The 20,198-nt window shown below is 35.2% G+C and carries 14 protein-coding genes; 7 read left to right on the top strand and 7 right to left on the bottom strand.

Features of this window, described 5'->3' with window-relative positions; translation table 11 throughout:
- Positions 1 to 39: 39 nt before the first annotated feature.
- Together ACFQ13_RS16165 and ACFQ13_RS16170 are read right to left on the bottom strand one after the other, a co-directional pair.
- On the bottom strand, positions 40 to 723 hold the full coding sequence (locus tag ACFQ13_RS16165) for a response regulator transcription factor (RefSeq protein ID WP_386119179.1): 684 nt from the start codon (positions 721 to 723) through the stop codon (positions 40 to 42).
- Complete coding sequence (locus tag ACFQ13_RS16170) at positions 716 to 2,254, bottom strand: sensor histidine kinase (protein WP_386119180.1); 1,539 nt, start codon at positions 2,252 to 2,254, stop codon at positions 716 to 718. The genes ACFQ13_RS16165 and ACFQ13_RS16170 overlap by 8 nt, the downstream gene beginning before the upstream one ends.
- 207 nt (positions 2,255 to 2,461) lie before the next feature.
- Here ACFQ13_RS16170 and ACFQ13_RS16175 point away from each other — a divergent pair, with 207 nt between their 5' ends.
- From ACFQ13_RS16175 to ACFQ13_RS16190, 4 genes are all read left to right on the top strand, one after another.
- Positions 2,462 to 2,854, top strand: a complete 393-nt coding sequence (locus tag ACFQ13_RS16175) for a hypothetical protein (protein ID WP_386119182.1) — start codon at positions 2,462 to 2,464, stop codon at positions 2,852 to 2,854.
- Positions 2,854 to 3,702, top strand: coding sequence for a GLPGLI family protein (locus tag ACFQ13_RS16180; protein WP_386119183.1), 849 nt, complete (start codon positions 2,854 to 2,856; stop codon positions 3,700 to 3,702). The genes ACFQ13_RS16175 and ACFQ13_RS16180 overlap by 1 nt, the downstream gene beginning before the upstream one ends.
- A gap of 111 nt (positions 3,703 to 3,813) precedes the next feature.
- Positions 3,814 to 4,668 (top strand): GLPGLI family protein, encoded by an 855-nt coding sequence (locus ACFQ13_RS16185; RefSeq protein ID WP_386119186.1) that lies wholly within the window; start codon positions 3,814 to 3,816, stop codon positions 4,666 to 4,668.
- Between the two features lie 79 nt (positions 4,669 to 4,747).
- Complete coding sequence (locus ACFQ13_RS16190) at positions 4,748 to 7,477, top strand: carboxypeptidase regulatory-like domain-containing protein (RefSeq protein ID WP_386119188.1); 2,730 nt, start codon at positions 4,748 to 4,750, stop codon at positions 7,475 to 7,477.
- Between the two features lie 145 nt (positions 7,478 to 7,622).
- On the opposite strand, the gene ACFQ13_RS16195 is transcribed toward ACFQ13_RS16190, so the two are convergent.
- From ACFQ13_RS16195 to ACFQ13_RS16205, 3 genes are all read right to left on the bottom strand, one after another.
- Entirely contained in the window at positions 7,623 to 9,503 is a 1,881-nt protein-coding gene (locus ACFQ13_RS16195; RefSeq protein WP_386119190.1) for a DUF7619 domain-containing protein, read from the bottom strand.
- Positions 9,504 to 10,218: 715 nt separating this feature from the next.
- The gene (locus tag ACFQ13_RS16200; RefSeq protein ID WP_386119192.1) at positions 10,219 to 12,621 is read right to left on the bottom strand and encodes a sodium-translocating pyrophosphatase; all 2,403 of its coding nucleotides are present in this window, start codon (positions 12,619 to 12,621) and stop codon (positions 10,219 to 10,221) included.
- A gap of 148 nt (positions 12,622 to 12,769) precedes the next feature.
- Complete coding sequence (locus ACFQ13_RS16205; RefSeq protein WP_386119194.1) at positions 12,770 to 13,297, bottom strand: inorganic diphosphatase; 528 nt, start codon at positions 13,295 to 13,297, stop codon at positions 12,770 to 12,772.
- Positions 13,298 to 13,643: 346 nt separating this feature from the next.
- On the opposite strand from ACFQ13_RS16205, the gene epsC reads away from it, so the two are divergent.
- Together epsC and cysM are read left to right on the top strand one after the other, a co-directional pair.
- A complete protein-coding gene (epsC, locus tag ACFQ13_RS16210; protein ID WP_386119196.1) occupies positions 13,644 to 14,441 on the top strand; it encodes a serine O-acetyltransferase EpsC in 798 nt (265 codons plus the stop codon).
- A complete protein-coding gene (gene cysM, locus ACFQ13_RS16215) occupies positions 14,434 to 15,312 on the top strand; it encodes a cysteine synthase CysM (protein WP_386119199.1) in 879 nt (292 codons plus the stop codon). The genes epsC and cysM overlap by 8 nt, the downstream gene beginning before the upstream one ends.
- Before the next feature lie 78 nt (positions 15,313 to 15,390).
- Here the strand turns inward: cysM and ACFQ13_RS16220 are convergent, their stop codons facing one another.
- Positions 15,391 to 17,901 carry a DUF5686 and carboxypeptidase-like regulatory domain-containing protein gene (locus tag ACFQ13_RS16220; RefSeq protein WP_386119201.1) on the bottom strand — a complete coding sequence of 837 codons (2,511 nt, stop codon included), beginning with the start codon at positions 17,899 to 17,901 and terminating at the stop codon, positions 15,391 to 15,393.
- A gap of 88 nt (positions 17,902 to 17,989) precedes the next feature.
- Entirely contained in the window at positions 17,990 to 18,967 is a 978-nt protein-coding gene (locus ACFQ13_RS16225) for a pyruvate dehydrogenase complex E1 component subunit beta (protein WP_114308531.1), read from the bottom strand.
- A gap of 118 nt (positions 18,968 to 19,085) precedes the next feature.
- On the opposite strand from ACFQ13_RS16225, the gene ACFQ13_RS16230 reads away from it, so the two are divergent.
- Positions 19,086 to 20,168, top strand: a complete 1,083-nt coding sequence (locus ACFQ13_RS16230; RefSeq protein ID WP_386119202.1) for a T9SS type A sorting domain-containing protein — start codon at positions 19,086 to 19,088, stop codon at positions 20,166 to 20,168.
- Positions 20,169 to 20,198 lie beyond the last annotated feature (30 nt).

The raw sequence follows: 20,198 nt of genomic DNA on the forward strand, positions 1-20,198 counted from the left end.
CGAAGATACCTAAAATATTACAGAGAAGTTTCCTATGGTTTAATCCGTAAGTTTATACCCAAAGCCACGGACATTAATAATCTGTAGGGTGTTATCTTTAGAAAGTTTTTTACGGAGTTTGCTAATAAAAACATCCATACTTCGGGCAGAGAAAAAATCGTCTGTACCCCAAAGTTTGTTTAAAATCACAGAACGCTCTAAAACGCGATTCTTGTTTTTTATCAGATGAAACAAGAGGTGCGCTTCTCTATGGGTGAGTTGAACATGGTCATCCTCTTTAAATTTAAGATGCTGTTTAGGAAAATCTAATGTGTAATTGCCAATAGTTATGACTTCTGAATGTGTTTGAGTTTTTGTTCGACTTACCAGATTATAAACCCTAACAATTAGCTCTTCAATACTAAATGGCTTTTTCAAATAATCGTTTCCACCAATTGAGAAGCCTTCAACCACATCTGTAGTTTGCGACTTGGCAGTTAAAAATATGATGGGAATAGTAGCGTCTATAGCTCTAATTTCTTTAGCTAATGTAAACCCATCTTTTTTGGGCATCATTACGTCTAAAACTAAAATTTCTGGGGATTCAGATTTATATTTTTCAAAAGCTTTATCACCGTTTTCGCAAAGAATGACTTCAAAATCTCGTGTTTCTAGACTTTCTTTGAGTATTTGTCCTAATGCCGCTTCATCTTCGGCTAATAACAATTTGATTTTATCAGCCATTTGGAAGAGAGATTTTAAAAATGGTTAAATTTTCATGCAGTTCTAAGTTTATAGACCCATTGTGATTGTCAATAATAGTTTTGCTGTAATATAAACCAATACCAAAGCCTTTTACATCATGTGTATTACCTTTCGGTACGCGATAGAATTTATCGAAAATTTGAGTTCTATGGTCTTGTGTTAAACTATTGCCGTTATCTGAAATTAAAATATCAAAATTAGTGTTTCGTGTTATTAATTTAATAGAAATTATATCACCTCCATACTTTACAGCATTATCTAAAATGTTATTTAAGGCATTTTCAATATGAAAAATATCGGCATTAACGATTACACTTTCAAGCTGAATATTGCAGTTGAATTGCTTATCCGGAAATTGAATCCTATACTTTTCAATTAAGGCCTCAAGTAAACTAGTGATATTAAAAGGTTCTTTATTTAACTCTAAATTATCACTGTCTAACGTGGCGGTTTCTAATAGTTTTTCTACCATGACATTCAACTTTCCTAATTGCTCAGTAGACATGTTAAGGTATGTTTTAGTTTTAGCTTTATCGTTAATAGCATTAAAATTACTAATACTTTCTAATGCGGCACTAATTGTGGCAATTGGGGTTTTAAACTCGTGAGTAATATTACTGATAAGGTCATTTTTAACTTCGGCGAGTTGCTTTTGGTGTTTAATGATTTTTAAAAGATAGAATAGACAACTGATTACGACTAAAACTAACAGTGTTGAAATAAGAATCCCTCCGAGAATACGATGAAGAATAGCTTTAGTGGTGTTGGTAAATAAAATGGTTAAAAAGGTGCCTTTTGGAAGGAATCTAGATTTTGTGTCTGTTTGCAAATAATCATCAGACATATGGCTAGGGTCAAATTCAGGTAAGCATCCGTTTACGCTAAAATAATCAACGTCACGTTGGATGTCCTTATAATCCAAATAAAAGTCGACATTGATGCTTTTGCGTTCTAATTCTTCAGCTATTAATTCTTCAACAGCCTTAACATCAAGTGTGTCATTTTTTATTGAAACCATCACTTTAGAGGTTAGAAATTCGGCATTTTTTAAATCAACGTCTTTATCGTCGGTTTTTAAACTATCTATTTTTAATTTAAGTTGATCTATTGATACGGGACTGTGTGTTTTATCATGAGCTTCAGACATTGAATCTGCCTTATGCCCTCTAAATATTGTTATCCCTTCAATCGAATTGGTATCTATAGAATCGAGGTTGGTAAACTCTTTTTTAGATTCATCAATGGTTTTAAAAAATTTTTCAAGTTCACTACCGTCTTCAAAAGCATTTTTTTGTTGGTCGCCTTCAAGAATAAAGCCAAAAGTGGTGCGTTCTGCCAAAGCAGTATAATAATCATCTACCGCTTTATCTAAACTAATTTGCACGTCATTAATCAGCTGTTGTTTGTTGGTCTGGTAGTTTTTATAGTTCCAATAGACTTGTATACCAATCGTAGCCATAATTACAGCAATGATGGTATATAAAATCCATTGGTATCTTTTATCATTCATGTTTCATGTGTTTGTATTGTTTTTTACAGTCGCATGGTACATCCATATAATTATTTCATTGGTATCAAAATCTAGATATGGATGTTTCAAATGTATAACCTTATTATTTAGTAAAAGTTATCGGTTAACACACGTTAACACTAGTTAACCTAAAAGATAGTTCTTAGGGCTCATATTTGTAACGTATTAATTATAAAACTATAAAAAATGAAATCAAATATTCGTGACTGTTTTAGTCTAAAAAAAGTGTGCACTTGTTTAGTGTTATTAATTACTGTTGTTGGGTATAGTCAGTCTAAAGTTGAGGAAAATGCACTAAAAATTGATGGGATTAGTATTGAAGTTACAATTGATTCAGTTGAAGATCTCGAATCTATTTTTAAACCAGAAGATATAGATGAGCTATTTAAAATGATAGCTAATAATGAAGAATTGAGTTTTACTTTAAACTGTAGTTTTTCAGAGGTTAAGAATAATTTAAAAGGTAACATGATCTATTCTGTTGTTGGGCGTGCCAATGAAAAAGCAAAATTTCTAAAGAATATTGAAAAAATAAAGGCCACTGCATTGAAATTTTATAATCTTAAAAACAGAACATAATGACAACAATTACTAGAATTCTAATTTTAATGTTAATAGCTGTTGTGTCACCTATTGGCGCACAAGATTTTCAAGGTATAGCAACTTACAAAACCCATCGCGATTTTGATATTAAAATGGATAGCACCAAAATGAATGATGCTATGCAGAAGCAAATGATGGAAATGATGAAAAAACAGTTTCAAAAAACATACCTGTTAACTTTTGATAGATCATCTTCAGTTTACAAGCAAGAGATTGAGTTAAGTAAACCACAGGTTGGTGGTGGTTTTCAGGTGTCTTTTGGAAGTAGCGGTTCGGATGTGTTTTATAAAAATGTAAAACATAAAACTTATGTTGACCAAAAGGAAACTATGGGTAAAAAGTTCCTAATTAAAGATTCTATTGCTCCCATTCAATGGCAATTACAATCCGATACTAAGCATATTGGGGAGTACATCTGTTTTAAAGCAACATATACGAAACAGGTTCCTAAAGTGAATTTAAACTTTAATAGTAAACCAAATATCGGAGATGAAAATGAGGAAGAGAAAGAACCAGAAATGGAAGAACGAATTATAACAGCTTGGTACACACCACAGATTCCTGTGAGTAATGGTCCTGCCAAATACCAAGGGCTTCCTGGTTTAATTTTAGAAATACACGATGGAAAACTAACTGTTATCTGTAGTAAAATTGTCATTAATCCTGAAGAAAAAGTAGGGATTGAAGTACCTACTAAAGGTAAGGAGGTCTCGCAAACGGAATATGATGATATTATGGAAAATAAAACCAAAGAAATGATGGAACGTTACGCTCCAAGTAGAGGATCCAAAGATGGTGCGATTCAAATTTCAATAGGTGGTTAATTTTATTAACATAAGTTTAACAGAGTTGCGTTTAACTTTTCTTCCTTTCGAGAGTCTTACGTTGCGTGAGATTAACCAAATTCAATGTTGAGTTTGACTATACTAATAAAGATGAAGAAATTACCGCTAAAGATTGCATTATTATTTACTGTATTTATGGCTAGTACGAGCCTATTTGCACAAGATTTCCAAGGAAAGGCCTATTACATGTCTAAAACCACTGTAGATTTAGATCAGTTTGGAGGTCAGGATATGAGTGCTGAACGTAAAAAGCAAATTCAAGAACGAATGAAAAGCTTTTTAGAAAAAGAATACACGCTAACCTTTACAAAATCGGAATCTATTTATAAAGAAGAAGAAAAGTTAGAAGCTCCTGGAGCTGGTGGCGGACGTCGTGGATTTGGCGGAAGTTTTACAGGCGGACCTAAATATAAAAACGTTCAAACTAAAGAGGTTATTCAGAATCAAGAGTTTTTTGGAAAGCAGTTTTTAATTAAAGACGACTTGAAAAACCTCGAATGGGTGATGGGAACAGAAACCAAAAAAATTGGTCAATATACATGTTTTAAAGCCACGGCAACCATCGTACCAACAGGTGTAGATTTTAGAAGTTTTAGAGGCCCTAGAGGTGGTGGTGATAAAGATAAAAAGAAGGATTCTACCGCAACAGCACCTAAAACTATAGATGTTGTAGCATGGTATTCACCTCAAATTCCTGTAAACCAAGGACCCGATGATTATTGGGGATTACCAGGATTAATTTTAGAAGTTAATGCAGACCGTACAACTATCTTATGTACTAAAATAGTTTTAAATCCTGCTGAAAAAGAAACCATTGATAAACCTAAAAAAGGTGAGGAAGTGACTCAGGCAGAATATACTGAAATCACAACCAAAAAAATGGAAGAAATGCGCGAAATGTATGGTGGTCGTAATGGTCGCGGTGGCGGACGTGGCAGAAACTAATACGAGATAAACATCATTCCTGTGAGGAGCCACATTGTATTTCAGCTCTAAACCTAACCAACCTAAGCCAAAACATAATATGAAAAATATTTTAACACTACTATTTTCAATAGTGGTTATGAGTTCTTTTGCCCAAGTAAAAATGCAAGGAATCGTAAGAGATAGTATTGGAGAACCTTTAGAATTAGCCAATATTATTGCTATTAATAAAACATCAAATGCATTAGAATCTTACGCTATTACAGATGCTAATGGAAAATATATGATCTCCTTAGGAGAAAATGGAAGCTATAGTATTCAAGTGAGTTATATCGGTTTAAAATCGGTAGACGCTTTAGTAGAAACCCAAGAGGCAGATATTACAAAAGATTTTGAAATGTTCGCCGATAATATGCTAGATGCGGTAGAGTTAACTTACGAGATGCCTGTTACGGTAAAAGGGGATACCTTAATTTATAATGCCGATTCCTTTAAAAGTGGTACCGAACGTAAGCTTGAGGATGTTCTTAAAAAATTACCTGGAGTAGAAATTACTTCTGAAGGTAAAATTGAAGTAGAAGGAAAAGAGGTAACCAAACTTATGGTGAATGGTAAGGATTTCTTTGATGGCGATTCTAAATTAGCAACTAAAAATATTCCTTCTAATGCCGTAGATAAAATTCAAGTACTGCGTAATTATGCTGAGGTAGGTCAATTAAGTGGTGTGCAAAACAACCAAGACAATGTGGCCATTAACATTAAACTTAAAGAAGGAAAGGAAAACTTTTGGTTTGGTGATGTCACGGTAGGTAGTGGTGTAGCACCATCTCCTAATGACGAATTATACCTTGTGCAGCCTAAGCTATTTTATTACAGTCCAAAATACAGTATTAATGTTATTGGCGATTTAAATAACACCGGTGAGGTGGCTTTAACAGGTCGTGATATTAGAAACTTTGGAGGTGGTTTTAGAAGCCCAAGTGCTAATAGTGGTACCAGCCTTAATCTTGGTGATAACGGTTTAGGTGGGTTAACCAATGTAGGCGATTCTCAATCGATACAGTCTAAACTTGCCGCGGTTAACTTTAGTTATGCGCCTAATGAAGCCTTAGATTTAAGTGGGTTTTTAATTTATAATGCCAACCGTTTAAATACAAGAGAAGAAAGCTTTGTACGTTATACCAATCCAGAACTTGGAATACCAGATGAAGAAACAGTACAAACAGGTAGAGAAGCGACCAATCAAGGATTAGCGAAGTTAAGTGCAAGCTATAAACCTAATGCCAGTAATCAATTAAACTATGATGTTTTAGGTCGAATTTCTAGTGACTCAGAAACACAAAATGAATTTTCTTCTGTAGTAGGAAACACTAACCAGATCGATGAGGCTAAGCCATTTAGCATCAATCAAAATTTAAACTACTATTACACCTTAAACGAAACTAATATTTTTGCTTTAGAAGCACAGCATTTAATAAAAGATGAAGATCCTTTTTATAATGTTGTAGGTTTAAAAGACGAAGATACTTTTGAAAGTACAGCAACGAGTTTAGGTTTAGATACAGACCAATCGTATTACAACTTAAATCAAGAGCGTCGTATAAAATCTAACCAGTTAGATGCAAAGTTAGACTACTATAACATCTTGAATTCTAAGAGTAACATTAACCTTACTTTGGGGACAATTTTAAGTAAGCAGACCTTTAACTCTAATATTTTTCAGTTTTTAGATGATGGTTCTTACTTTGATCCAACGGCGAGTTTAACGGATGAAGAAGGAGAAGTTTTAATGAATGAAAATGATACGGAATATAACTTCAGTGATATTTACCTTGGTTTTCATTACCGTTTAAAAACAGGGAAGTTTACCATTACACCTGGGTTTTCTGTCCATGCCTACGGAAATAAAAACACGCAGTTTGGAACCACTTACGAAGATAATTTCTTTAGAGTCCTTCCCGATTTCGAAACGCAAATTCAATTCAAGAAGAGTGAGAGTTTAACGTTCAGTTATAAAATGAAAAATGCCTTTACGGATGTTACCAATTTAGCTGAAGGTTTAGTTTTAAATAATTATAACAGTTTACAGTATGGTGAGTCGGAGTTACAAAACTCTTTATCTCATAATTTAAGCTTACGTTATTTCAGCTTTAACTTATTTAACTATACCAATGTTTTTGCCATATTGAATTATAATAAAAACATCGATCAAATCCGTTCTTACACTAATTTTGATAATGTAATTAGAACCAATACCTTTTTCAACTCTAATTTCGCAGATGAAAGTGTAACGGCTATAGGACGTATACAAAGAACATACGGAAAGCTACGTGCAAGTTTACGTGCTAACTTCAATTATAGTAAGAGCAACCAATTTGTAGAAGATGTAAGGTCTGTAAACGAAACATTCTCTCAGAGCTATACTCCAGAATTAAGGACTAATTTTAGAGAAGCGCCGAATGTGAGCTTAAAATATCAGTTTAGTATTTCAGATACCAAACAAGGAGAGGATAACGATACGCAGTTTATTACCAACGCACCATCTGTAGAGTTTGATGCTTATATCTGGAAAGCATTAACTTTTAGAACCGACTATTCATACACAAGTCAGAGTAGTAATGTAGGAGATACGCAATCGTATCAGACCTGGAATGCGAGTTTAGCGTACAGAAAAAATGATGATGCAAAATGGGAATACCAATTGCAAGCCACCAACTTATTAAATATAGATTCTGAAGTAAATAACGGATCGAGTAATATTTCGGTTTATAGTTCTGAAACCTTTATTTTACCAAGATTTATAACGTTTAGATTGACATATACGCTTTAATAAAAGCCATCAAACTAGAGAAGAGACCTAAGACTGAAGTTTTGTTTTTACTACTTGAAGGTCGTTAGGGGAATTCACAAGTTTGCAGGTAAGAAAAGAGAAAGCCTTGTATTCATATTAATGAATGCAAGGCTTTTTTTATGTATTAGTTTTTAATAATTCGTTTAGTTATTTCTCCATTTTCAGATTGAATATTAATAAAATAACTTCCGCTAGAAAAAGATTCTAAATTAAGTGATGTTTGTTTTGCGTTTATATTTTTAAGCATTAAAGTTTGTCCAAGCATATTGTTAACTTTAATTTGTTTTATAACATTTTCAGATGTTATAAAAATAGTGGAATTTGTAGGGTTGGGATGCATGGAGAGTAAGCCCTTGTCTAAATCCGCGATACTTAAACTTTCGCTAAACGAAGTCACACTTGTATTCGTTATGATAGGTAAATTGAAATCAAAATAAATTTCAGCAGTATTCTCAAATACGGTATTTATATCATATCCGGCAGTCGGTTTAATTTTAAATTGTAAAAAGCCATGGCTATTTGGTTCGTCATTTGTACTATCTGCGAGGTTTATATTTCTAAATTCCCATTCTAGATCTTGGTCTGTTTTTTTTAGCTGATAAGAATGACTTGAACTAAGCATTATTAAAGTAGAAGCGTCAAGATTATCCGATAAGTAATCTTTAATTACCACATGTTTTGCACTTGCAGTTCCTGTATTTTGAAATCTTATGGTGTAGTAGAGATAATCCTCTGTGGTAAAATCTTCATAGATAATAGAACCTGCGTGAGCTTCTAATTTGTCATTTGGGTCAAAAGAGCCTACAACCACTGTTTCAAGAACAAAATCATTATCATTTAAATTAATGTCACTAATGGCATCAGAAGTGATGTTTGCCGTAAACGTTAGTATGTCATCAATATTTACCTCTGGAGGTGGATTGGTATTTAAAATAATGTTAATCGTTCTCGTCTCAAACGAAGCAAGATCTGTAAAAGGAATAGTTAATGTATTTCCTGTTTGTGTCGTGTTTTCATCAGAGGAGCTGACAAATGTTGTATTGGCATCAAAGGTATAGGTTATTACGCCAGCCGATATAGTTGAACTTCCTTGGTTTTTTAATGTGATGAGCTGATTGGTATCAAACCCAGGATTTGGAGAATTTATAGGCGTAATGCTAAGGGATAAATCATCATAATCTGTAATGATATCAATAGGAATATTATAAGATGTAATTTCACCAGGTATCACATGCTGACCTTCTATTGTTGCAGACTCTACGGAATAATAACTTGAGAAATTGGAATCTATGACATATTCAAAATCATAATTGTTGTTGATGTCATTTTCAAAAATATAATGGTGACCCGTGTTATTTTCAAGAATTACCTCATCTCCATAATTTACAGTGTAACTTAAATAACCATAAGGGAAATCGACTTCATCATCATCTCTAACATCATTACCATTGGCATCTACAAAAACATTATGCGTAAAACCCGTACAATCAACGGTATCAAAAAAATTGGTATCGGTCGTTTCTGTCATTTCAATAAATCCAGCCGAGGAGTTATAGTTGGTAACCATGAGCATATACACTTCACCAGGTTGAACATCGGTCAACATAACATCTTCAATTGCAACACTACTATAACTACAATCTACAACATTCAAAGCACTTAAATCTGTTGGGTCACAAGTGACATCTTCAAACGGTCCCCAAACAATAAAATCAACATCTAATAGCTCACCACTACCATCCATGTTAGTAAATTGAGAAATTTGAAAATTAAGATCACCAGCAGTGGCTATTGGTATGTAAAACCATGTTGGTCTTGGTTGTGAGTTAAGGCAACTATAGTTTGGTCCAGTTTCAGCATAAATATCTGTGCCTACTGTATTAGGGAAAACAACACCAAAAGAGCCACATAATGATGTGGCATCGGCACAGTTGTTTTGAGCATTGGAATTAGAGAATGAAAATAGTAGCACTAATAACGTAAGGATGAGAGTTGGTTTTTTCATAATGATTGATTGTAGTATTTGTAGTTAAGATGTGAAAAAGCAAAAAGAGTTGCGTTGAAAATCTTACTAAATTTAAAAGCCCTCGGTTTTTTGTAATGAAAAGTGAAGATTTTCTAAGGGACTTTTGTTAGTCTCTTAGAACGTGAACTCACCTGTTATTCATGCATTTTAATTTCTGAGTTAGAACCTTCAAGCATGTTAAGTTCTTCTCCTTAAGGGCCTCATAATTCTACAATCAACATTCCGAGTATTTGTAGCATACGTTTACCACCATTTGTACTTTAAGCCTATAACATGTCTGGTCGTTGTAAATCCATATTGTCGTCGGTAGAATCTAGATGATGAACAATATTGTCTACTCCTCTTGAATATTCAGAGCTATCTTTCTTAACAAAGTTGGCATCAAAATCTATAGCGCTTCCATTATCGAGAGAAACGGTTGATGCAGTACTGCTATGTATTGTGCTCGTAATGTTAGGGTCTAGTCATATTTTATTTGTGTCATGAGTTGGAACTACATTTTTAGAACCATGAACAATATGCCTATAGAAAAAAGAATTGGAAAAATAAATTGGGGGGGATTTAGTAATGCGTTTCATTTTTAAATACAAAACACGTCGAGATATGGAGGCCCTATTTATATTTTATAAAATGAAAATCCCTCGTTACTATAGTTAGTATTGAGGGATGTAATGATGTTAAGACGTTTTAAAAATTAGTTTTTTTCTTTTTGATCTTGAACATAGGCTTTAGATTTTTTGGTAACATCTTCTAAAGTGCCTTCAAATCTTTTTTTTATACTTACTTTTTTTCCGTTTTCAATTTTGGTTATTGTAACCGTTGCTTTTGCTAAATTTTCAATGCTTTCTCCTTCCTCTTCTGTTTCTATAAAGATGGATTCTCTAACTTCAATAGTATTATTGGTTGATGCCAAAGCTGTTTCTGTACTGTGACCGCCTAAAATAGGAGCAATCACCAAACCGATTAAACAGGTTAATTTAATTAGAATATTCATAGATGGTCCTGAAGTATCTTTAAAGGGATCACCAACCGTATCACCAGTTACGGCCGCTTTATGGGCGTCAGAGCCTTTAAACGTCATTTCGCCATTGATTTCTACGCCAGCTTCAAAAGATTTTTTAGCATTATCCCAGGCCCCTCCGGCGTTGTTTTGAAAGATGGCCCATAATACACCAGAAACGGTTACGCCGGCCATATAACCGCCTAACATTTCAGCAATAAGTAATCTATTCATTCCAAAAAGAAGGGGCGCAAACGCAATGATTAAAGGAAATCCGATGGTCAATAACCCAGGAAGCATCATCTCCTTTAAAGAAGCTTTAGTTGAGATGGCTACACATTTATCGTATTCTGGGGTTCCCGTACCTTCCATAATACCCGGTATATCTCTAAACTGTCGTCGCACTTCGTGTACCATTTCCATCGCTGCTTTACCAACGGCATTCATAGCTAAAGCTGAAAAGACAACCGGTATCATACCGCCAACAAATAACATTGCTAATACAGGGGCTTTAAAAATATTAATGCCATCAATCCCGGTGAATGTCACATAAGCGGCAAATAGTGCTAAGGATGTTAAGGCTGCAGACGCAATAGCGAAGCCTTTTCCGGTAGCTGCTGTGGTATTTCCTACGGAATCTAAGATGTCCGTGCGTTCCCTTACAATAGGATCTTGTTCACTCATTTCTGCAATACCTCCAGCATTATCAGATATAGGGCCAAAGGCATCAATAGCCAATTGCATGGCGGTGGTGGCCATCATGGCAGAGGCCGCTAAAGCCACACCGTAAAATCCGGCAAACTCATAAGAGGCCCAAATAGCGCCGGCAAATAATAATACCGACGGAAATGTAGAGATCATTCCGGTAGCTAAACCTGCAATAATATTGGTTCCGGCTCCAGTTGAGGATTGTTGTACAATTTTTAAAATAGGATTTTTACCCAAACCGGTATAGTATTCCGTAACGGAAGAGATTACTGCTCCTACAAACAGTCCAACCAAAGTGGCGTAAAAGACGCGCATGGCAGAGATTTCTACTAAACCTTCACCAAAAAAATGCATTTGCATCTTGTTAGGCAACATCCAATTTACAAGTAAAAAGCAAGAGATAGCTACAAGTATGATGGAGGTCCAATTTCCAATATTTAAAGCCGCCATAACTTGGGCTTCCTTGGCGTCGTTAGATTTTATTTTTACCAACAGGGTTCCTAGGATTGAAATAATGATACCCACCCCAGCAATAGCCATAGGTAAAAGAATAGGGCCAATACCACCGAAGGCATCATTTATGGCACCACCCATATCTTTGATGATATAATTTCCGAGCACCATGGCCGCCAAAACAGTGGCAACATAAGAGCCAAATAAATCGGCCCCCATTCCGGCAACATCACCAACATTATCGCCTACGTTATCGGCAATAGTAGCTGGGTTACGCGGATCATCTTCAGGAATGCCGGCTTCAACTTTTCCAACTAAATCGGCACCCACATCAGCGGCTTTGGTATATATACCGCCCCCAACTCTTGCGAATAGGGCAATGGATTCAGCACCTAAAGAAAAGCCCGCTAAGGTTTCTAAAACCACCGTCATGTCTAAGTTATTGGTCCAAGTACTGTCCATAAAAAACCAAAAGAAGAAAATAAAGAAACTCGTCAGTCCTAATACGGCCAAACCGGCAACACCAAGTCCCATAACGGTTCCGCCGCCAAAAGAAATGTTTAGCGCATTTGGTAAACTGCTACGTGCGGCTTGGGTGGTTCTTACATTGGTTTTGGTGGCTATTTTCATTCCTATGTTTCCTGCAAAAGCAGAAAATACCGCCCCGAAGATAAAGGCTACAATTATAAGCCAATGGGTGGTAGGGACTATAATAGAGACGAGCGCCAAAAGTAGGGCAACGATAACGACAAATACAGCAAGGAGTTTGTATTCTGCATTTAAAAATGCCAAGGCGCCTTCGTAGATATGGTCCGATATTTCTTTCATCTTACCATCCCCGGTGGCTTGTTTCATGACCCAAGATTTTTTTATAAGCATATAAATTAGGCCCAATAGTGCTAAGACTATAGGCATATAAATCATTGTTACTTCCATAGTATAATAGTTTAATAAGTGTGAGTTACTAGCCTAGTAAAAGTAATGAAAATGAAATATATTTTTACGAAAAAAGCAATATCAATTAGATGATATTGCTTTTTTAATAATGTATGCCGATAAAAATACGGATTCTTAATCCGAAATCTTAGATGGTAAACGTGTTTTTGGCTTTATGCTCACTCTCGTTATAACGTGTAACACATTCGTGGAAGATCTTAATTGCTTCAGCAGCATCACCCCATCCACCAGTATCAACTTTTTTCTTCTCTAAGTCTTTATATACTTTGAAGAAATGTTCGATTTCTTTTAATCGGTGTGGATTTAAATCGCTAATGTCTTTGTTATTGCTCCAAATAGGATCTGAAACAGGAACACAAATAATTTTTTCATCTGGCCCTTTTTCATCCGTCATATGGAAAACACCAATAGGTCTAACTTCCATAACAACCATTGGGTAAGTTGGCTGGTGTCCTAAAACTAAAACATCTAAAGGATCGCTATCTAAGGCTAATGTTTCTGGAATAAAACCATAGTCTCCAGGATACATCATTGACGAAAAAAGCATACGGTCAAACCTAATTTTGTTTAGTTTGAAATCATATTCATATTTATTACGACTTCCTTTAGGTATTTCAATTAATACATCGAAAGTTAATTCTTCTGATTTTGACATGTTTTAAATTGTATTTGGGAGTTCTAACATTCTTAGAACCATTATTATATTCGCTATAAAATATTTAAGTGCAGCAAAGATAATATATTGTTGGAGTTAAGCAATTAAATATGTTTGACTTTACGTATATCGTGGCTTTAGCATGACTTTTAATTGTTTTAGGCTTTTTTATCAGAAGAGTTAAGAGGCTCCTGTTTTAACATCTACCTCTTCAAACTGGTGAGCCATGTTAAAACAATGTTTTAATTATAGGGGCATGTTTTTGTTGTTCATATTGTTTCACTAATTTCGTTATATCTGTAATGTTGGGATGTATTATGCGACATTTAAAATCAGGGATTTCACTATGGATATAAACTTAGTTAACGTTATCAATCAGCACAAGGCTTCTATAAAAGTGTCCTTGACCTTAAAAGAGGAATCACAACAGTTCACCAAACTCTTGTTTAAAGCATTTTATGATTGCGATACAGATGCCCATAAGGCGTTGCAAGACCTAGAGCATCTTTTTGTTAAGATTAGAAATAGGGCTTGTCCTGAGATTAAAGACAAACCTTGTAAGCGCTGGGAGGATTTTAAAGATAAGATTCCGGACTTGTATGCCAGCTTAAAAATGGATGCTGAAGCGATTTATAACAACGACCCCGCATCGCAGTCTATTGAAGAAATTTACTTGGCCTACCCTGGTTTTTTTGCAATTTCTATCTATCGTATGGCCCGTGTGTTTTATCAACTTAACTTGCCTTTAATTCCAAGATTAATGACGGAATATGCACATTCGGTTACAGGGATTGATATTCACCCAGGCGCGCAGATAGGCGCTTCATTTTTTATTGACCATGGAACCGGTGTTGTTATTGGTGAGACGACCACTATTAAGGATAGTGTGAAAATTTATCAAGGGGTTACTTTAGGAGCATTAACCGTTAAAAAACAATATCAAAATACTAAACGTCATCCTACCATTGAAGACCATGTGACCATCTACGCCAATGCTACCATTTTAGGTGGCGATACCGTGATTGGTACAGGGAGTGTAATTGGTGGTAATACTTGGCTTACCAAATCGGTACCAAATCATTCCGTAGTGACACACAACCATCAGATTGAAATTTTTTCAAAAATTAAAAAAGCAGATGAATAAGACACTTATAGATCAAATAGGAAATACACCTTTGGTAAAGTCAATGGCTTTAAATACCAATCCGAATGTGAATTTATACTTTAAATTAGAAGGTAATAATCCCGGCGGAAGTGTTAAGGATCGAGCGGCTTATAATATGATTAAAACAGCGCTAGAGACCAATCAAATTAATAAGGATTCTAAATTAATTGAAGCCACGAGTGGTAATACAGGGATTGCTTTAGCTATGATTGCAAGTTTATATAAGCTGAATATAGAATTGGTAATGCCCGATACGGCGACTAAAGAACGTGTGCAAACCATGCGCGCTTATGGGGCGAAAGTGACCCTGCATCCCGATGGTATTGAAGGCGCTAGAGATTATGCCATTCAAAAAGTTGAAGAGGAAGGTTATTTTTCTTTCAATCAATTTTCTAATCCTTATAACTGGCAAGCGCACTATAAAACCACGGGTCCTGAAATTTGGAGAGATACCGAAGGAACAATTACCCATTTTGTATCTTCAATGGGAACAACCGGAACCATTATGGGAACGTCAACCTTCTTAAAGGAACAAAGTGAAGATGTCCAAATTGTAGGGGTACAGCCTACAGATGGTTCTAAAATTCCAGGAATTAGAAAATGGCCTGAGGCTTATTTACCTAAAATATTTGATGCCTCTAAAGTAGACCAAACCATAGAAGTGAGCAGAGAAGAAGCCGTAGAAATGACCCGCCGATTAGCTAGAGAAGAAGGTATCTTAGCCGGAATGAGTAGTGGTGGGGCAACCACGGCGGCTTTAAAATTAGCGCAAACTTTAGAGCGTGGAACTATTGTTTGTATTATTTGCGATCGCGGCGATCGGTATTTATCGTCAGATTTGTTTGCATAATAGTCGAAGTTTATAAGACATAAAAAAAGTGATTTACAGACTGTAAATTGCTTTTTTTATGAAATGTGTTTTATAGAATTAGAAATAAAATCCGAAACTCCCGGTAATTCCAAATGGTCTTGCATCTGGACGGTCTAGATAATTTCCTCTAAAATTAAAATCGAGACGTAAGATCTTAAAGATATTAGCCACACCAAAACTATATTCGTAATACATTCTTGTATTGGGTGCAATCAGTGGGATTTCCATTGGGTTCCCTGTTTGGTTTAAAATTTTGTTTTCATCCGATAACTCACCCCAAACACCTCTTAATCCTAAAATGGCTCTTAAGTTATATTTTTTTAAGAACGGAATTCTTGAAAAAATACGGCCATTAAAGTTGTGTTCTAAATGCACTGAACTGTAGGTATCGGTGACAAATTCGTAATAATCTAATTGCGTAAACGTATTATAGATTGAAAAATACGATTGGTTTCCGGGGACCACGCTAAGCAATGCTAATGGTACTTCTCCATAGGTTTTACCAACTTCTACTGAAGTGACTAATCTTCCAAAACCACCAACTTGCCACGGTTGAATGTAGGAGAGTTGTAATTTGGTATAATCGAAATCACTCTCAAACCAGTCTTGATCTCCACGACTCACTTGTGCAAAAAGGCGTGCAAAATTATCATTCTTATTTTTACGCTCTACGCCAAAACCGGTCATTTGTCGTTTAGGGAAATACCCTAAAGATAATCGGGTTTCAAATTGTTGTACTTCAGAAGCCACACCAGAAGGCTCATCAGGATCGTTATAGTCTAAACTGAAGGTCGGCGAGGCAGAACTTAAAGTTCTAAAACTTCCATCAACGCGGACTTCAAAATTCCGTAACGGTTCTATAGAAGCTCCAAAATTGGTAAGTGTAATATTTGAGAGCTTATCATTAGTCCCTGTTCCAATAACGGCAGAAGAGGCTAAACTACGGCCTAAAACATCGGAAGAGCTGGTTAAACTGGCGCCAATTTGTTCAATATCGCGTCGGTTTCCACCAAAAACGGTCAGACGGCTGCGTTTATCTAAAAGCCATTTTCCGGAGATCCCGTATTTAAATTTATCATCATTAAAGCCATAAGCTAAAAAGCCTTCTACACGCCATAAATCATTGGGGCCAAAATAAGTTCTTCCACCGGTTCGTATACGTACCCCTTCAACTTCGTTATAGCCAAAGGTTGAAAATATAGGTCCGTAATCTAAATTTACACTCGGGAATTCGATATAGCCAGAGGCTAAAATGCTTCCTAAATTGTAAAGACGTTTAAATTTCTTAACCGTTTTTAGGGTGTCTAGCATTTTATAAACCCCTTTTTCATCTTTGTTGAGGGCTTCTAAGCGATTGTTTGTCCAAAACTCATCTTCACGGTTATACACATCTTGATCATAATTATAGACTACCTCGTCGTACGATTTTGGATCTTTGGGGATGTCAAATTTATAATTGTCATAGATGGTGGTTCGTTTGCCGTAAACCCCTCGAGATTTTTCTTTTTTATTGACCGCAAAATCCGATAAGAAGTAATCGCGCTTAATAAGAAATACCGAATCGTTTAAGACCTCAAATTCTTGTTCAATGTAAATTTCTTTAACCCAGTTAATGTTGGCACTTTTAGAAGCTTGAAGGTTAATTTCTTTAATGGCATAGGTAGAGTCATTCACCCAAAAGTCCCCTTTAAACGTGAGTTCATTTTTTCGTCTGGGATAGTAAATGATATTATAACACCATTTGTCATCGATATAGGCACTATCAGATAAGACATAATTATAGGTCTGAACACCGGTTCGACTTAAAGGACTGACAAAACTTTTGTCAAAAAACTTCAGGTAGTTATTGTACACATTGTATTCTGAATATAAATCATCTATAAAATCGATAATGATTTGATTGTTGCTAAAGCCTGAATTTTTATTTCCAACGAGTTCTTCATGGCGTTTATCAATAAGATTATCACCAGAGATTTTCTTTACCGATTCATTTAAAAATATAGGGAGGTAAGTTTTACCGGTTACATTAGAGGTATCCACTTCATTAAAAACAAATTCCATACCCTTAAAGAGCTTACTTTTAATTAAAGCGCTGTCTATGGTATTGAGGTCAAATTCAACCTTTTCGTACTGATCGTATTGGTATTGGTTAAATTGGCTGAGACCGTTTTCCCTTTTGCGTTCCCATATTTTTTGAAGAATTCTAATGGCGGGATTTTCAGAGGCCTTTTTAGATTGTTTCCCGGTAACAATGACCACTTCATCTAAAGAAGAGGCTTCTTCTTTTAAGGTAAAAGAAAGGTCGTAGTTAACCCGTTTAAGTAATTGAACCTCTAAGGCTTCAAACCCAACAAAAGAAACGATTAAGGTTGACCAGTTATTATCAGATTCTAAATAAAACCGACCATCTTCATTGGTAATGGTGCCTTCTGTAGAGCCTTTAAATAAGACGTTGGCAAAGGGAACAGGAACTTTATTTTCATCGTAAACATAGCCACTGACTTTAGTCTGTGCTAAAGCCGATAAAAATCCGAAAACAACGAAGGTGATAAATAATTTTAGTCTCATATTTAAATAAAAAAACTTCATTAATGCTCCTACTAAACAAAAGTTTGAGGGTCACTAATGAAGTTTATTAAACGCAGAAATCTGCAATTTATTTGTACATAACCTTTTTTACTGCTTTTACGACATCGTTACTATTCGGTAACCACTCTTCTAATAAAACAGGAGAATAAGGTGCAGGAGTATCTGCAGTGTTTATTTTTACAATTGGAGCATCTAAATAATCAAACGCTTCCGATTGTACTAAATATGTAATTTCTGTAGCAACGTTTCCAAAAGGCCAAGCTTCTTCTAAGATCACAAGACGATTTGTTTTCTTAACAGATTTTAAAATTGCAGCTCTATCCATAGGGCGTACCGTTCTTAAATCTATAATTTCACAAGAAATACCTTCTTCAGCTAAAGTGTCTGCAGCCTTGTAAGCTTCTTTGATAATTTTCCCGAAAGAAACAATTGTAACATCAGTTCCTTCACGTTTAATATCAGCAACTCCAATAGGCACAGTGTATTCACCTTCTGGCACTTCACCTTTATCACCATACATTTGCTCACTTTCCATAAAAATAACCGGATCGTCATCTCTAATGGCAGCTTTTAATAAGCCTTTAGCATCGTAAGGGTTAGAAGGAACAATAACTTTTAAACCTGGTGTGTTAGCAAACCAATTTTCTAAAGCTTGTGAGTGTGTAGCTCCTAATTGACCTGCAGATGCAGTAGGTCCTCTAAAAACGATAGGACATTTAAATTGCCCTCCAGACATTTGTCTAATCTTAGCGGCGTTATTGATAATTTGGTCAATTCCAACTAAAGAGAAGTTAAACGTCATGTATTCTACAATAGGACGGTTTCCTGTCATTGTAGATCCAATAGCGATACCAGCAAAACCAAGTTCTGCAATAGGGGTATCAATTACACGTTTTGCTCCAAATTCGTCTAACATCCCTTTTGATGCTTTGTAAGCACCATTATATTCTGCTACTTCTTCGCCCATAAGATAAACACTCTCATCTCTGCGCATTTCTTCGCTCATGGCTTCGCAAATAGCTTCTCTAAATTGAATTGTCTTCATTTTCTTATTTTTAATCGTGTAGCAAAAATAATAATTCTTGTCTATATAATACCACTAAATGTGTATCGAATAATGAAAAAAAATGTAACTTTATTTACAAATAAATTATTAAAATTCTATGAATGGTAAGAATTGCGTTTTTCTGTGTTTAATAGGACTCATTTCTCATTTTGTTTTGGCTCAAGAAACAATTTTGTGTCCCTTACAGTCGGACATCGTTTTAATTGATGATGCCAACAATAATCCGACAATCTCCTATAATACTGATGAGACCATTTCTTTAACATTTCCGGATCAATATATAACGGATATTTTTGCCAATTATAGCATTTATGATTTTTACCAAACCTTTCCGGAGTCTAATGGGGTGTTATTAAAGTACTATACGATAGGTCATGGTAATAAAGATCTGATTAATGAAATCTATGAGTCGGTACCACAAGATGTTATTCATATTGAAAATGATTATCCATCAGCGCCCATCAATAGTGCTATTATTAGTTTAGTAGATGGTAAAACGTATAGGGTTATCAAGACTTGTAGTAATAATCCTGAAGTTGGTCAGTATTGTCCGTCCACGGAAGTTGTTGTACCGGAGTCTCTAGACATCACTATTACGTTTAGTTATGATGATTTAAATGATTTGCTGACAATTGAAACAGCAGATACCACTTCGCCTTGTGGTAATTTTTTTTCGGTGGATTATAAAGGGCTTCAAAACGGCCTTCAGTTATGGTATTCCAATCCTGGTGTAACTTCAGCATCTTATTCCACCCAAGCGTGTCATAGTTTTGAAGAAAAACTATATCAAGTACTAGGGGTTGAATGTAGTGGTTTTAATATTGGTGGTTTAGCAATTTATAGCGAAGTAGATACTGGTCATTTGGTTTTAGAAAGGGAGACAGCGGTGTTTTCTTCAGATTTGCTAGTTTTAGAAGAGTATAATCTGTCAATAGCTGAGAATCATTTAGAGGAAATTGATCTTTTTGAAATTAAAGGGAATCCGTATTTGCAAGTCCGTAACCTAAATGATCAATCTTTAAAGGTTTGTGTCTATAACACAGCAGGAAAACAAATTATGACAGCAGATTACTTAGAAGAAAACAACCTCAATATTTCAAATCTATCTACAGGGTTATATTTTATTCAACTAATTAACCTAGATAATCAGCAGAAAATCTTTAAATTTTTGAAAAATTGATAGTTTTAACGAATAAAAATGATTTTATGA

It is taken from the genome of Winogradskyella rapida (genome assembly GCF_042675845.1).
In the GTDB taxonomy this organism is placed as follows: domain Bacteria; phylum Bacteroidota; class Bacteroidia; order Flavobacteriales; family Flavobacteriaceae; genus Winogradskyella; species Winogradskyella rapida.

What these genes read in the sequence shown, in the direction of transcription:
- ACFQ13_RS16165 (WP_386119179.1), bottom strand. Translation starts at nt 723, where the DNA reads ATGGCTGATAAAATCAAATTGTTATTAGCCGAAGATGAAGCGGCATTA.
- ACFQ13_RS16170 (WP_386119180.1), bottom strand. Translation starts at nt 2,254, where the DNA reads ATGAATGATAAAAGATACCAATGGATTTTATATACCATCATTGCTGTA.
- ACFQ13_RS16175 (WP_386119182.1), top strand. Translation starts at nt 2,462, where the DNA reads ATGAAATCAAATATTCGTGACTGTTTTAGTCTAAAAAAAGTGTGCACT.
- ACFQ13_RS16180 (WP_386119183.1), top strand. Translation starts at nt 2,854, where the DNA reads ATGACAACAATTACTAGAATTCTAATTTTAATGTTAATAGCTGTTGTG.
- ACFQ13_RS16185 (WP_386119186.1), top strand. Translation starts at nt 3,814, where the DNA reads ATGAAGAAATTACCGCTAAAGATTGCATTATTATTTACTGTATTTATG.
- ACFQ13_RS16190 (WP_386119188.1), top strand. Translation starts at nt 4,748, where the DNA reads ATGAAAAATATTTTAACACTACTATTTTCAATAGTGGTTATGAGTTCT.
- ACFQ13_RS16195 (WP_386119190.1), bottom strand. Translation starts at nt 9,503, where the DNA reads ATGAAAAAACCAACTCTCATCCTTACGTTATTAGTGCTACTATTTTCA.
- ACFQ13_RS16200 (WP_386119192.1), bottom strand. Translation starts at nt 12,621, where the DNA reads ATGGAAGTAACAATGATTTATATGCCTATAGTCTTAGCACTATTGGGC.
- ACFQ13_RS16205 (WP_386119194.1), bottom strand. Translation starts at nt 13,297, where the DNA reads ATGTCAAAATCAGAAGAATTAACTTTCGATGTATTAATTGAAATACCT.
- epsC (WP_386119196.1), top strand. Translation starts at nt 13,644, where the DNA reads ATGGATATAAACTTAGTTAACGTTATCAATCAGCACAAGGCTTCTATA.
- cysM (WP_386119199.1), top strand. Translation starts at nt 14,434, where the DNA reads ATGAATAAGACACTTATAGATCAAATAGGAAATACACCTTTGGTAAAG.
- ACFQ13_RS16220 (WP_386119201.1), bottom strand. Translation starts at nt 17,901, where the DNA reads ATGAGACTAAAATTATTTATCACCTTCGTTGTTTTCGGATTTTTATCG.
- ACFQ13_RS16225 (WP_114308531.1), bottom strand. Translation starts at nt 18,967, where the DNA reads ATGAAGACAATTCAATTTAGAGAAGCTATTTGCGAAGCCATGAGCGAA.
- ACFQ13_RS16230 (WP_386119202.1), top strand. Translation starts at nt 19,086, where the DNA reads ATGAATGGTAAGAATTGCGTTTTTCTGTGTTTAATAGGACTCATTTCT.